This is a genomic window from Mitsuaria sp. TWR114 (genome assembly GCF_007997345.1).
The window spans coordinates 1-13,139 of sequence record NZ_VOSR01000185.1; the positions used below are offsets into that span (position 1 = coordinate 1).

Annotated in this window: 12 protein-coding genes and 1 pseudogene; 7 read left to right on the plus strand and 6 right to left on the minus strand. The window is 70.3% G+C overall.

Translation table 11 applies throughout. From position 1 onward, the window contains the following. Positions 1–170: 170 nt before the first annotated feature. From FUT87_RS08575 to FUT87_RS29910, 4 genes are read right to left on the minus strand one after another with little or no spacing between them, the layout of a single operon-like run. Positions 171–1,292, minus strand: coding sequence for a PepSY domain-containing protein (locus FUT87_RS08575; RefSeq protein ID WP_186830433.1), 1,122 nt, complete (start codon positions 1,290–1,292; stop codon positions 171–173). Positions 1,293–1,317: 25 nt separating this feature from the next. After that, entirely contained in the window at positions 1,318–2,397 is a 1,080-nt protein-coding gene (locus FUT87_RS29900; protein WP_222617093.1) for a TonB-dependent siderophore receptor, read from the minus strand. After that, positions 2,310–2,864, minus strand: a complete 555-nt coding sequence (locus FUT87_RS29905; protein WP_222617094.1) for a hypothetical protein — start codon at positions 2,862–2,864, stop codon at positions 2,310–2,312. The genes FUT87_RS29900 and FUT87_RS29905 overlap by 88 nt, the downstream gene beginning before the upstream one ends. A gap of 26 nt (positions 2,865–2,890) precedes the next feature. Then, positions 2,891–3,493, minus strand: coding sequence for a TonB-dependent receptor plug domain-containing protein (locus FUT87_RS29910; RefSeq protein ID WP_222617095.1), 603 nt, complete (start codon positions 3,491–3,493; stop codon positions 2,891–2,893). Between the two features lie 371 nt (positions 3,494–3,864). On the opposite strand from FUT87_RS29910, the pseudogene FUT87_RS08585 reads away from it, so the two are divergent. Both FUT87_RS08585 and FUT87_RS08590 read left to right on the plus strand, forming a co-directional pair. After that, positions 3,865–4,661: pseudogene (locus FUT87_RS08585) on the plus strand (isocitrate lyase/phosphoenolpyruvate mutase family protein). A 273-nt stretch (positions 4,662–4,934) separates the two neighbouring features. Further along, positions 4,935–5,732 (plus strand): alpha/beta hydrolase, encoded by a 798-nt coding sequence (locus tag FUT87_RS08590; protein ID WP_310735142.1) that lies wholly within the window; start codon positions 4,935–4,937, stop codon positions 5,730–5,732. Positions 5,733–5,783: 51 nt separating this feature from the next. On the opposite strand, the gene FUT87_RS08595 is transcribed toward FUT87_RS08590, so the two are convergent. Next, positions 5,784–6,458 (minus strand): NrtR DNA-binding winged helix domain-containing protein, encoded by a 675-nt coding sequence (locus FUT87_RS08595; RefSeq protein ID WP_147240753.1) that lies wholly within the window; start codon positions 6,456–6,458, stop codon positions 5,784–5,786. Between the two features lie 199 nt (positions 6,459–6,657). Here FUT87_RS08595 and FUT87_RS08600 point away from each other — a divergent pair, with 199 nt between their 5' ends. Genes FUT87_RS08600 through FUT87_RS08615 form a run of 4 tightly spaced genes read left to right on the plus strand, consistent with a single transcriptional unit; the run spans position 6,658 to position 11,537 of the window. Beyond that, a complete protein-coding gene (locus FUT87_RS08600; RefSeq protein WP_147240754.1) occupies positions 6,658–7,491 on the plus strand; it encodes an isochorismatase family protein in 834 nt (277 codons plus the stop codon). 13 nt (positions 7,492–7,504) lie between these two features. Next, complete coding sequence (gene pncB, locus FUT87_RS08605; protein ID WP_147240755.1) at positions 7,505–8,737, plus strand: nicotinate phosphoribosyltransferase; 1,233 nt, start codon at positions 7,505–7,507, stop codon at positions 8,735–8,737. An 11-nt stretch (positions 8,738–8,748) separates the two neighbouring features. Beyond that, positions 8,749–10,455: an NAD+ synthase gene (locus tag FUT87_RS08610; protein WP_147240756.1), complete on the plus strand. Its 1,707-nt coding sequence runs from the start codon at positions 8,749–8,751 to the stop codon at positions 10,453–10,455. A 56-nt stretch (positions 10,456–10,511) separates the two neighbouring features. After that, positions 10,512–11,537 (plus strand): NUDIX domain-containing protein, encoded by a 1,026-nt coding sequence (locus FUT87_RS08615; protein WP_147240757.1) that lies wholly within the window; start codon positions 10,512–10,514, stop codon positions 11,535–11,537. Between the two features lie 23 nt (positions 11,538–11,560). On the opposite strand, the gene pobA is transcribed toward FUT87_RS08615, so the two are convergent. Continuing rightward, positions 11,561–12,733 (minus strand): 4-hydroxybenzoate 3-monooxygenase, encoded by a 1,173-nt coding sequence (gene pobA / locus FUT87_RS08620; protein WP_147240759.1) that lies wholly within the window; start codon positions 12,731–12,733, stop codon positions 11,561–11,563. 124 nt (positions 12,734–12,857) lie between these two features. Between pobA and FUT87_RS08625 the strand changes: the two genes are divergently transcribed. After that, positions 12,858–13,139: AraC family ligand binding domain-containing protein (locus FUT87_RS08625; RefSeq protein ID WP_186830434.1), on the plus strand; the 282-nt coding region annotated here is incomplete at its 3' end.

Consider the following 13,139-nt stretch of genomic DNA (forward strand, 5'->3'; position numbering starts at 1 on the left):
CTCGCGCAGCAGCAGCGGGATGCCGACGACCGCCACCGGCCGCCCGGGCGCGCCGTCGCCGTCGTGGGGGGACGCCTGTCGGGCGACGCGGGGGCGGGTCTTGCCCAGGCGCCGCACCATCGGAAAAAGCTGCCGTCGGGGCGTCGGTCGTCCCGTTCAGTCGGAAGCGCTCAGCGCCGCCGGCGCCACCACAGCCAGGTCCCGGTGACCCCCATGCCGAAAAGCACGAGCCCGAGCACGCCGGTGATCGCCCGATGGGCCACGCCGAATAACTCGCCCGCGTGCAGCGGATAGATCCACGCGGTGGAGCGGCCCGCGAGATCGAGCTCATCCCAGCGCTGGCGCGCCAGCACATGGCCGTCGACCGGATGGGTCCAGACCGAGGACAGCCCGTTGGGATGCGGGTCGCCGGGCAGCTTGAAGCGGATGCGGACCGGGCGCGTGTCCGCGGCGCCGAGCTGCACGAAGCCGACCCGGCCGTCCGGCCACGCCGCCTGCGCCTCGGCCACGATGGCGTCGAGCGGGCGGCGCTCGCCGTGGTCCTTGCCGATCTGGGGCGGCTTGGGCGCCGCCTCGCCGACCAGCGCATTGAGCCAGCCGCCGATCGGCCGCCAGGCCATCCACGCACCGCTGGCCACGGTCACCGCGAGCAGCAGGCCCAGCACCGCGCCGCCGAAGCGGTGCAGGTCGAAGAGGCCGCGGGTGGTGCCCTTGTCGAGCTTGAGCCCGAAGGCGTGGCGCCACTGCGCGGTCGTCGTGGGCCACCACAGGACCAGCCCGGTGACCAGCAGCGCGAGGTAGGCCAGCGCGGTGAACGCGAGCACCGCCTTGCCGGTGTCCCCCAGCAGCAGCGCGCTGTGCAGCTCGAACACCAGGTTCGCGAGTCCCTCGGCCTCGCCGCGCCGGCCGAGCTCGGCCACGGTGACCGGGTCCAGGTAGAGCGTGCCTTCCCAGGCCGGGCCGCGCACCATCACGCGCAGCGATTCGCCGGGCTCGCGCGGCGGCCGGATCGTCATCGTCGACTTCGGGCCGAATTCATCGGCGACGCGACGGCGCAGGGTTTCCAGCGGCGTGGCCGATGCCTGCGCGTCGGGCCCGACGGGCGAGGCGCCGGACGCTGTCGCGGCGGCCACCGGCGCGCGGAAGAGCTCGGGATGCATCGCCTCGTCCAACGGGCGCAGCACCGTCATCAGCGCGCCCAGCAGCGCCGCCGCGGTGAGCAGCAGGCCGAGCGTCAGCCCGGTCCAGCGGTGCAGCCAGATCCAGACGCGGCGGGCGGTCATCAGCGCCATGGCGTGCTCGCTCCCGGGCCGGCGGTCAGAAATCGACCTTGGCGGTGAGGCGCAGCGTGCGCGGCGCGCCGACGCCCAGCAGGCCGTTGCCGGCGGTGCTCCAGTAATTCCTGTTGGTCGCGTTGTCGAGGTTGGCCTGCAGGTTGACCGCCTTGTCGAAGATCCGCGTCTGGTAGCGAGCGCCCAGCGACAGCGTCTGGTAACCGTCGACCCAGGCCTGGTTGCTGTTGTTCACCGCACGCTTGCCGACGTGATAGACCCCGGCGTTCAGCGCCAGGCCCGGCACCATCGGCAGCCGGTACTCGCCGAACACGCCCAGCGTGTTCTTCGGCGTGTTCTCCGGCGTCTTGCCCAGCTCCAGCGGGTTGCCAGTGCCGACCTTGGTGATCTCCGCGTCCAGCACCACGCCGGAGACCACCAGCGCGAAGTCGCGGCCGATCTCGCCGCTGGCGGAGAACTCCAGGCCGCGGTAGCGGGTCTCGCCGCCGACTTGGTAGACGCGGTTGATCGTCGTGGCCAGCGGGCGGTCCGTCTGGAACAGCGCCGTCTGCAGCAGCACCGCGCCCAGGCGGGCCTTCACGCCGAGTTCGTGCTGGCGGCTCACCGCCGGCGGCAGCACCTGGCCGAAGTTGTCGGTGTTCAGCGGCGCGGTACCGGTCTCCTCCAGGCCGCGCAGCGCGCTGGCGTAGACGCTCAGGTCCTTCAGCGGCTTCCACATCACCGAGACGTTGGGCGTCACCTTGTCGGCGCGGTAGGTCGGCACCGGCGACGAGGGATTGCTCGCCTCGCTGCGGTACACCGTCTTGCGCAGCCCGGCCAGCAGTTGCCACTGCTCGCCGAAGCTCATCCGGTCGAAGACGTAGAGGCCGCGGTCGTTGACCTCGGACGGGAAGCCGGTCTGCGTCAGCGTCGGGCTGACCGGCGCGATGTCGACCGGGTCGTACAGGTTCTGCGCCGCGCGCGCCGTCCCGTTGAACCAGCCGGCCGAGGCGCGCCGGTTGTAGGTGGCGCCGATCGTCAGCTCGTGGCCGATGCCGGCCGTGGCGAAGCGGCCGATCGCCTCGACGCGGTGGTTGGTGTTGGTGTACTCCTGGCCCTTGAGCACCGAGATGTTGGCGGTGCGGCGCCGGTCTGCGTGTTGTAGTTGGTCAGCGTCGTGTAGTTGCGATCGCGCTGGGTGTTGGCGCGACCGGACTCGACGCTCAGCACCCAGTCGTCACTGAGCGCGAAGTCGCCGCGCACCAGGACGTTGGTGGCCTCGGCGTCGTAGCGGGCCCATTCGGGCGCGATGTTGGTGGTGTTGTCGGGCACGCGCGGCAGCGTGATCACGCCGTTGACCGCGGCCGGCAGCGTGATCGCGCCCTGCTCGCTGACGTTCTTGCGGTAATGCTCGACGTCCACCTTCAGGTTGGCCCACGAGGTCGCGCGCCAGTCGTAGGCGACGGCCACCAGGTCGCGGTGGCCCTCGTAGCGGTCGATGCCGGTGGCTTCCTTGCTGGTGACGGCGTTCAGGCGCAGGCCCATGCTGTCGTCGGCGCCGAAGCGGCGGCCGATGTCGACGTGGGCCTTCATGCCGCCGTGGTCGTTGAAGGTGGTCGTCAGCGAGGTGACCGGCGTCGGGCCGGCCGCTTGGTCACGAAGTTGACGATGCCCGAGGGCGGCACCATGCCGTAGTACATCGACGACGCGCCCTTCAGCACCTCCACCTGCTCCTTGTTCTCGAGCGGGATGTCGATCAGGTTGACGATGGGCAGGTTGCCGTTGAGGCGGTAGTTGCCGCGGTTCTCGACGACGATGCCGCGGATCGACAGGTTGTCGTAGGTCGAGCCGCTGACCTGCGAGCGGGTCACGCCGGCGGTGTTCTTCAGCGCGTCGTACAGGCCCTGCGCGGCCTGCGCGTCGAGCAGGTCGCGCGACATCACGCTGTTGGTCAGCGGCACGTCCAGCGGGTCCTGGTCGCGGAAGGCGCCGACCCGCACCGTCGTCGGCGCGAAGGTCTTCTTGCGCACGCCGTTGACGGTGACCTCGTCCAGCAGCTTGGCCGGCGCCGGGGCGGACGCTGTCGCGTCCGTCGCCGTGGATGGCGCTTCGGAGGGCGCTGCGGATTGCGCGGCAGCCGCCAGCGGGGCCAGCAGCGCGAGGACGGAGAGGGAAATCAGGGACCGGCGCGGCGAGGCGCCGCGGGACGCGGTGGACGACATGGACGTGGACCGGGGGACCGGAGATCAGGGATTCGGGGGAGGTGGGTCGGGGAGGCCCGCGGCGCGGCGATGGGCCGTGCGTGCTCAGCTAACGCGATACGTTATCAAATGCGAATAGTTCGCAACATTCGGGTCGCCGGATTTCGTGCGCAGGACGCGCGCGGGCACCCCGCTCGGGCGGAATCGCAACGAAATCGTGGCGGGAGCGCCACCGTTTCGAGGGTCTCCAGGCCGGCCGTCGCGAACGGGGCGGGGAGCGAGGGGGCCGGGAAGACGTCCGATTGCTGCCAGACGGCGGCAGGGGTCCGGGCCTAGGATGCGCCGTTCTTCCCACCGAAGACCGCCCCCTCACTCTTTACGAGGCCCTCAAGATGAGCACCGCATCCCCCACCGCCGCCGACAAGTCTGCCGCCCTGTTCGCGTTGCATCAGCGCCCGGGTCCCTTCGTCATCGCCAACGCCTGGGACATCGCGTCGGCGCGGATGCTGGAGGCGGCGGGCTTTCCCGCGCTGGCGACCTCGAGCGCCGCGGCCGCCGAAGCCATCGGCCGGCGCGACGGCCAGCTGACCCGCGACGAGACCCTGGCCCACATCCGCCAACTGGCCGGCGCGACGCCGCTGCCGCTGAGCGCCGACCTCGGCAACGGCTTCGGCCACCGGCCCGAGGACTGCGCGCTGACGATCGCCTGGCGGCGGAAGCGGGCGCGGTCGGCGGATCGATCGAGGATGCGTCGAGCGAGGGCGGCGCGCCCATCCTCGACTTCGACCTGGCCGTCGAGCGCGTCGCCGCCGCGGTCGAGGCCGCGCGGGCCTTGCCGGTCCCCTTCCTGGTCACGGCGCGCTCGGAGAATTTCCTGCACGGCGTGAACGACCTCGAGGACACGATCCGGCGCCTGCAGGCTTTCGAGCGCGCCGGCGCCGACGTGCTGTTCGCGCCGCTGCTGCCCGACCTGGACGCGGTGCGCCAGGTCTGCGCGTCGGTGTCCAGGCCGGTGAACTTCATGGCCGGCATCCCGGGACGCTCGTTCAGCGTGCGCGAGCTGGGCGAGGCGGGCGTCAAGCGCGTGAGCCTGGCGATGTCGCTGTTCCGGCATGCGATGAAGGCGGCCCGCCTGGCCGCCGAGGAGATCCGCGACCACGGCACCTTCGGATATCTCGATCCGCATTGAAGACGGCGCGCGGGGCGGAGGGAACGACACTTGCTCGCTTCGGCGCGCCCGTTCCCCGTCACTGGAGTCCCCGATGAAGATGCTTCTCGCCGCCGCGCTCGCGGCGCTGTCCCTTGCCACGTCGGCGCAGGCCGCTCCCAGCTACGGCGCCAGGCTCGAGGGCTTCGAGTACCCGTACCCGCAGCAGCGCTTCAAGCTGAATTCGCAGCGCCAGGCGCTGGAGATGGTCTACATGGACGTCGCGCCGACGGCGCGCCCAATGGCCGGACCGCGGTGCTGCTGCACGGCAAGAACTTCTGCGGCGCGACCTGGGCGGAGACGATCGCGGTGCTCGCCGGTGCGGGTTACCGCGTCGTGGTGCCGGACCAGGTCGGCTTCTGCGCCTCGACCAAGCCGGTCGGTTACCAGTTCAGCTTCAACCAGCTCGCCGCCAACACGCAGGCGCTGCTGCAGTCGCTGGGCATCGCCAAGGCGACGGTGATCGGCCACTCGATGGGCGGCATGCTGGCGATGCGCTACGCGCTGCAGTACCCGGCGCAGGTCGAGCAGCTCGTCGCCGTCAACCCGCTGGGGCTGGAGGACTGGCAGGCGGCGGGCGTGCCGTACGCGACCATCGACCAGCTGAACGCGCAGGAACTGAAGACGACGGCCGACAGCATCAAGGCCTATCAGCTGCGCTTCTATTACAACGGCCAGTGGAAGCCGGCCTACGACCGCTGGGTCGAGATGGCCGCCGGCCTGTATGCCGGTCCGGGACGTGAGCTCGTCGCCTGGAACCAGGCCCAGACCTCCGAGATGATCTTCACCCAGCCGGTGGTGCATGAGCTGCCCCATCTGCAGGTGCGGACGCTGCTGATGATCGGCGGCAAGGACCGCACCGCGCCCGGCGCCAACCGCGCGCCCAAGGCGATCGCCGAGCAGCTGGGCGACTACGCGACGCTCGGCCGCACGACCGCGAAGATGATTCCCGGCGCCGCGCTGGTCGAGTTCCCGGCGCTGGGCCACTCGCCGCAGGTCGAGTCGCCGAAGGAATTCCACGAGGCGCTGCTGAAGGGACTCGCCGCCCGATGAAGACCCGGAAATGGATCGACGCCTCGCCGACATCCCGGCGCGCGCGCCCGCTCAGCTGACCGGCAGGTTGCTGGGCGCCGTCTTCAGCGCCGGGGCGTGGGCCTTCTTGCGGTAGAGCTGCGCTGGCCGGTGGCTGCCGCCGCTGGTGAAGGCGCCGGGGACTTCCTCGATGACATCGAGCTCCTCGATGCGGCGGCGGAATCCGCGCTTGTCGAGCACCGCGCCGAGCACCTGCTCATAGGTGCGCTGCAACTCGCCGAGCGTGAACTGCGCCGGCATCAGGTGCACCGGCAGCGAGGAGTACAGCGTCTTCGACCGCACGCGCTCGACGGCGGTGCGCAGGATCTGCGCATGGTCGAAGGGCAGCGAGCGCAGGCCGTCGACCGGCGCCCAGCGGAAGCGCCCGCCCGACGGCTCGCCCACCGGCGCAGGCACGACCGCGTAGTAGCTCACCGACAGCGACCACCCGCGCGCATCGCGATGCATGCCGGAGAAGGTCCTGAGCTGCTCCAGGTAGGGCGAGACCAGTCCTGCCTTGTCCCGCAGGATTCGCGCCGCGGCCTCGTCGGCGTCCTGGTCCTGGTCGGTGTGCACCCAGCCGCCGGGCAGCGTCCAGGCGCCGAGCGCCGGCGCCTTGTCGCGTCGTACCAGGCCGGCGTGCAACGCGCCGTCGAGCAGAGTGAGCAGCACGATGTCGACGGTGACGATGGGGCGTTCGAAGTCCACGGCGCTAGGCTTAGTGCGAAAGAGCACGAATTATGATCGGTCACATCCTCCGACGTCAAACCGTCTCCTGGAACACAGGAAATATGCGGATACAAATCGTGGCTTCTGATCCGCCGTCTGCGATATCGACTTAGTGCAAACAAGCACGAAGAGCGGTATGCTGTCGCCACGACATCACAAAGACCGAAACGGAGTTCCCATGGACCGCCAAGCCCAACTGCTCATCGTTGATCCGCAGAACGACTTCTGCGACATCCCTGGCGCCGCGCTGCCGGTGACCGGCGCGGATGCGGACATGAAGCGCCTGGCCGCGCTGGTGGACCAGGCCGGCGACGCGATCGGCGACATCGTCGTGACGCTGGACTCGCACCCGGTCTACGCGATCGAGCGCCCGGCCTTCTGGCAACAGCCGGGTGCTGACGGCGCGCCGCAGCCCGTCGCGCCATTCACGCAGATCCGCGCGGCCGACGTGCGCGAGGGCCGTTACGCCCCACGTAACCCGGCGCTGCGGGATGCGGTGCTGCGCTATCTCGACGCGCTCGAGGCCAGCCCGAGGAAGTACGTGCTGATGGTGTGGCCGACCCACTGCGTCGTCGGCACCTGGGGCCACAACCTGCATGGCGCGCTGGCCGACGCCCTGGGCCGCTGGGAATCGGCGCGCCTGCGCACGGTGGAGAAGGTGCTGAAGGGCCTGAATCCGATGACGGAGCAGTACAGCGCGGTGCGCGCCGAGGTGCCGGTCGACGGCGACCCGCGCACGCAGACGAATCGGGCGCTGGTGGACCGCATCGTCGACTTCCCCGGCCTGAGCTTCATCGCCGGCGAGGCCAGCAGCCACTGCGTCGCGGCGACGGCGGAAGACCTCTTCGCGGCGATGACGCCCGAGCGGCTCGCGCGCGTCGTGCTGATCGAGGATGCGATGAGCGCGGTGGGCGGCTTCGAGGCCGGCGCCTCGGCTTTCGTCGAGCGCGCCCGCGCGCTGGGCGTGCGGACGATGACGGCGGCGCAGGCGCTCGGCCTGCTCTCGGCCTGAGCGGGGTGGCTTCATGAACGACACGCCTGTCATCCACTCCCTGCTGGAGACCGACCTCTACAAGTTCACGATGTGGCAGACGCTGCTGCATGCGTTTCCGGCCAACGATGCCGAGTACCGCTTCGTCTGCCGCAACACGCCCGCCTTCCCGCTGAGCGAGCTCTGCGAGGCGGTCAACCGCGAGCTCGACCACCTCTGCACGCTCGGCTTCAGTGACGAGGAACTCGCCTACCTGGGCGGACTGCGCTTCATGAAGGCCGACTTCATCGACTTCCTGCGCATCTTCCGTTTCCAGCGGCGCTTCATCGAGGCACGGCCGGGCGAGGGCGCCGAGGCCGGGCAGCTGGTCATCGTCGCCAAGGGGCCGCAGGTCCACGTGATGGGCTTCGAGATCTTCGTGCTGGCGATCGTCAACGAGCTCTACTTCCGCCGCCTGTGCGCGGGCCGCGAGCGCGAGGTGCTCGTCGAGGGCCGCGCGCGGCTCGCAACGAAGGCGGCCCGCCTGCGCGACTACGCCGCGGCCGTGCCCGCGACGCTGGGCGCCGAAGCCCATCCCTTCGAGTGCTTCGACTTCGGCTTGCGCCGCCGCTTCTCCGGCGCCTGGCACGACGAGGTCGTCGCCACGCTCAAGCGTGAGGCCCCGCAGGTCTTCAAGGGCAGCTCCAACGTGGCGCTGGCGCGGCGTCACGGGCTGGTGCCGATCGGCACGATGGCCCACGAGTACCTGCAGACCTGGCAGGCGGTGGGCGTGCAGCTGCGGCTGTCGCAGCGAGCGGCGCTGGAGGGCTGGGTGCAGGAGTTCCGCGGCGACCTCGGCATCGCGCTGACCGACGTGATCGGCATGGACGCCTTCCTGGCCGACTTCGACCTCTACTTCGCCAAGCTCTTCGATGGCCTGCGGCATGACTCGGGCGATCCGGTCGAATGGGGCGAGAAGGCGCTCGCGCATTACGCGGCGCTGCGCATCGATGCACGGACCAAGCGACTGGTGTTCAGCGACGGGCTCGACACCGACGAGGCCTTCCGCTTGCATGCGCACTTCGCCCGACGCGTGCCGGTCGGATTCGGCATCGGCACGCACCTCACCAACGACCTCGGGCCCAAGCCGCTGAACATCGTCATGAAGCTGGTGCGCTGCAACGGCCAGCCGGTGGCCAAGCTGTCCGATGCGCCCGGCAAGACGCTGTGCGACGACCAGACCTTCCTCAACTACCTGCGGCAGGTCTTTCGAGTGAGGGCCAGCTGAGGAGCGAAGTCATGCTCAAGATCACCATCGCGCAAATCAATCCCACCATTGGCGACCTCGAAGGCAACCTGGCGCTGCACCTGGACGCGGCGCGCCGCGCCCGGCACGACGGCGCGGACCTGGTCGTCTTTCCGGAGCTGTCGCTGACCGGCTACTACCCGGCCGACCTGCTCGAGGACGAAGACTTCCGCGAGCGCCTCGACCGCGCGATGGCGGCGCTGCTGGCGGCCACGCGCGAGGTGAGCTCGCTGCACTGGGTCGTCGGCGCGCCGACCCGCAACCCGGGCGCCGGCAAGGCCTTCCGCAATTCGCTGCTGGTGATCCGCGACGGCGAGCTGCTGCTGGACTATCACAAGCAGTTGCTGCCCACCTACAACGTCTTCGACGAGCGCCGGCACTTCGAGCCCGGGCCGGACGTCGCCCGCGTGCTGCGCATCGGCGGCGCGCAGGTGGGCTTCATGATCTGCGAGGACGGCTGGAACGACGACGGCAAGGACTACACCGTCAATCCGTTCCAGCGCCTGGCGGATTCGGCGCCCGACCTGATCGTGTCGATCAACGCCAGCCCCAGCCACGTCGGCAAGCGCGAGCGGCGCCACGAGGTCTTCCGCGCCGCCTGCTGGCGGCATCGGCTGCCGCTGGTCTTCGTCAACCAGATCGGCGGGCACGACCAACTGGTCTATGACGGCGCGTCCTTCGCGATCGAGCCCGAGCCGGGCGTCGTCTTCGAGGCCCGGCGCTTCGAGGAGCAGGTCGTGACTCTGGGCTTCGAGGTCGACCGCGGCCACTTCGCATCGCTCGACGGCGCCGCGCTGCCGCCGGCGGCCACCGGGCTGGACACGATGGCCTTCTATCGCCTGCAGATCGTGCTGGGACTGCGGGACTACGCGCGGCGCTGCGGCTTCGAGCGCGTCGTCGTCGGCGCGTCCGGCGGCATCGACTCGGCGCTGACGCTGGCGCTGGCCGTGGAGGCGCTGGGCGTGGACCGGGTCATGGCCATCACCATGCCGTCGCGTTTCTCGTCGAGTGGCAGCGTCGACGATTCGAAGGCGCTGTGCGATCGGCTCGGCATCGCGCTCGAGGTCTGCCCGATCGAAGACATCGTCGGCCAGGTCGACGAGACCCTGGCCGCCAGCACGCTGGCGCTGCGACCGTCCGGCCTGGCGCTCGAGAACCTGCAGGCACGGGTGCGCGGCACGCTCTTGATGACCGTGTCCAACGCGCGCGGCCACCTGCTGCTGACCACCGGCAACAAGAGCGAGATCGCCGTCGGCTACTGCACGCTCTACGGCGACACCAACGGCGGCCTCGGCCTGATCGGCGATCTCTACAAGACGGAGGTCTTCGCGCTGAGCCGGCATCTCAACGAGGTGGCCGGCCGGGAACTCATTCCCGCCGCCATCCTCGACAAGCCGCCGAGCGCCGAGCTGGCGCCCGACCAGCGCGACACCGACAGCCTGCCGCCCTACGAGCTGCTGGACGAGGTGCTGAAGCTGCTGATCGAGGGCGAGCGGCTGGCCGCCGACGAACGCGCCGCGGCCGAGGCGGCCGTCGCCGCGCTGCGCGGAAGCGACGAAGGTCAGGCGCTGCTCGCGCGGATCAAGGGCATGATCGCGCGCAACGAGTACAAGCGCCGCCAGGCGCCGCCGATCGTGCGGCTGCGCGCCCGGGCCTTCGGCAGCGGCCGGCAGTTGCCGATCGCGGCGCGGCACTATTGAACCGAAGCGCCGATGACCGCATCGGCGCGCGTCGAATCCCAGGGAAAGGACAAGGCATGACCCGCAAGACCGTCGCCGTGGTGGTGGGCCGTTGGCAGCTGGTGCACCAGGGGCAGGAGGCGCTGTTCCAGGCGGCCTTTGGTCTGGCAGACGAGGTGATCGCGGTGCTGGGCTCCTCGTACAAGGCGCGTGACCCGCGCAATCCCTTCGTGCACGAGGAGCGCCGCCAGATGCTGCTGGCCAACCTGAGCGAGGCGCAGCGACAACGGCTGCACGTGCTGCCGGTGCGCGACTACTTCGACGACCGGCGCTGGAACGCCGCCGTGACCCTGGGCGTGCGGGCGCTGGCGGGCGAGGAGGCCGACATCGTGCTGGTGGGCCATCGCAAGGACCACACCAGCTACTACCTGAACAATTTCCCGCGCTGGCGGCAGCAGCTGGTGGACCGCCTGGCCGATGTCGACGCCACGGCGATGCGGCAGGTGTTCTTCGAGGCCGAGGACCCGGACGCGGCACTGACCGTCATGACGCCCTACGTCAGCGCGCCGGTGCGCGCGTGGCTGCAGGCCTGGAGCCGCCTGCCCGAATACGCGCGGCGCAAGGCCGAGCATGCGGCCGTGGCGAGCTATCGGAAGAAGTACACCGCGGTCGCGTACATGACCGGCGACGCGGTGGTGACCGTTGGCGACCATGTGCTGCTGGTGCGGCGCAAGGGCCCCTTCGGCGAGGACCTCTGGGCCGTGCCCGGCGGCCACCTCGACCGCGGCGAGAAGCTGGTGGCCTGCGCGATCCGCGAGCTGATCGAGGAGACGCGCTTCCCCTTGCTGCCGGCCTCCATCCTCGCGGCGCTGCACGGGGTCGCCACCTTCGAGGACCCACTGCGCAGCGCGCGCGGCCGGCTGATCACGATGGCCCACCACTTCAAGTTCCCGGCCATGGGCACGCTGCCGGAGGTCGTCGGCTGCGACGACGTGAAGGAGGCGCGCTGGTTCCATCGCGATGAGTTGGCGGCGATGGAGTCGCGCTTGTTCGAGGACCACTTCGTGATCCTCGATCACTTCCTCGGCTTGATCGAGGACTGATCGGGGACTGCCCGGAGCGTGGGTCAGAACGGCAGGCCGATGTAGTTCTCGGCCAGCACGCGCCGGGCCGCCTCCGACCCGAGGACGTAGTCCAGCTCCGCCTCCTGCAGCTTGGCCTGGAAGGCCGGTTCCTGGTCGAAGTTGTGCATCAGGCTGGTCAGCCACCAGGAGAAGCGCTCGGCCTTCCACACGCGGGCCAGGCAGCGGGCGGAGTAGTGGTCCAGTCCGGCATCGCTGCGCTCGCGGTAGTGCTCGATCAGGGCCTGCGACAGGTAGCGGACGTCGGAGGCCGCGAGGTTCAGTCCCTTCGCGCCGGTCGGCGGCACGATGTGGGCCGCGTCGCCGGCCAGGAACAGGCGGCCGAAGCGCATCGGCTCGGCAACGAAGCTGCGCAGCGGCGCGATGCTCTTCTCAAGCGACGGACCGGTCACCAGCCCAGCTGCCGCCTCGGGATCCAGCCGCAGACGCAGCTCGTCCCAGAAGCGGGCATCGGTCCAGTCCTCCACGCGCTCGCCCAGCGGCACCTGCAGGTAATAGCGGCTGCGGGTCGGCGAGCGCATGCTGCACAGGCTGAAGCCGCGCGCATGGCGGCTGTAGATCAGTTCGTCGGCCACCGGCGGCGTGTCGCTGAGCAGGCCCAGCCAGCCGAAGGGATAGACCTTCTCGTAAAGGCGGATCGCGTCCGGCGGGACGCTCGCGCGGCACACGCCGTGGAAGCCGTCGCAACCGGCGATGAAATCGGCATGGATCTCGACCGCCTCGCCGCGCACCGTGCATCGCCCGCGGGGCGTCGCGGTGTGGAAGCCGTCGATGCGGACCTCGGCCGCCTCGTACAGCGTGGGCAGCCCGGCGGCGTCGCGCGCGGCCATGAGGTCGCGGGTGACCTCGGTCTGGCCATAGACCAGCACCCCATGCCCGCCGGTGAGCTGGCGCAGGTCGATGCGGTGCCGCACGCCGCCGACCGCCAGCTCGAAGCCGTCGTGGACCAGCCCCTCGGCATGCATGCGGGCGCCGACGCCGGCGTCGTCCATCAGGTCGGCGGTGCCTTGCTCCAGCACGCCGGCCCGGATGCGCGAGAGCACGTGGTCGGCGGTCTGGCGCTCGACGATCAGCGTGTCGATGCCGGCGCGGTGCAGCAACTGGCCCAGCAGCAGGCCCGAGGGTCCGGCGCCGACGATCAGCACCTGGGTTCGCAAGGTCTTCATGGCAATCCGGCCTTCTGGCGAGGCGCGTGGTGTTGTCTCCGATGGGCGCAGCCTACGGCGCGGACGATCCGCGGTGAATGGACGGCGCCGACGCGCGCTTGCACAATCCGAACCTATGCCCGAATCGCGCCCGAAGTCCTCTTCCCGATCACGCGCCGGCGCGACGCCGGTGTATTCCCTCTACGGCGAGGAAGGACAAGCGCCCGCCCTGGACGGGCTGCACCTCGAATCGATCGCCGAGCGCAGCCGCTTGCACAATTGGGAAATCCAGCCGCATCGGCATGGCGCGCTGGTGCAGCTGCTGCTGATCGAGCGCGGCCGGGTCGTGGTCCGCATGGACGAGGACGAGCGCGAACTGCGTGCGCCCGCGCTGGTGTGGGTGCCGGCGCTGGCGGTG

What these genes read in the sequence shown, in the direction of transcription:
- FUT87_RS08575 (WP_186830433.1), bottom strand. Translation starts at nt 1,292, where the DNA reads ATGGCGCTGATGACCGCCCGCCGCGTCTGGATCTGGCTGCACCGCTGG.
- FUT87_RS29905 (WP_222617094.1), bottom strand. Translation starts at nt 2,864, where the DNA reads ATGAAGGCCCACGTCGACATCGGCCGCCGCTTCGGCGCCGACGACAGC.
- FUT87_RS29910 (WP_222617095.1), bottom strand. Translation starts at nt 3,493, where the DNA reads ATGTCGTCCACCGCGTCCCGCGGCGCCTCGCCGCGCCGGTCCCTGATT.
- FUT87_RS08600 (WP_147240754.1), top strand. Translation starts at nt 6,658, where the DNA reads ATGGACCGCCAAGCCCAACTGCTCATCGTTGATCCGCAGAACGACTTC.
- pncB (WP_147240755.1), top strand. Translation starts at nt 7,505, where the DNA reads ATGAACGACACGCCTGTCATCCACTCCCTGCTGGAGACCGACCTCTAC.
- FUT87_RS08610 (WP_147240756.1), top strand. Translation starts at nt 8,749, where the DNA reads ATGCTCAAGATCACCATCGCGCAAATCAATCCCACCATTGGCGACCTC.
- FUT87_RS08615 (WP_147240757.1), top strand. Translation starts at nt 10,512, where the DNA reads ATGACCCGCAAGACCGTCGCCGTGGTGGTGGGCCGTTGGCAGCTGGTG.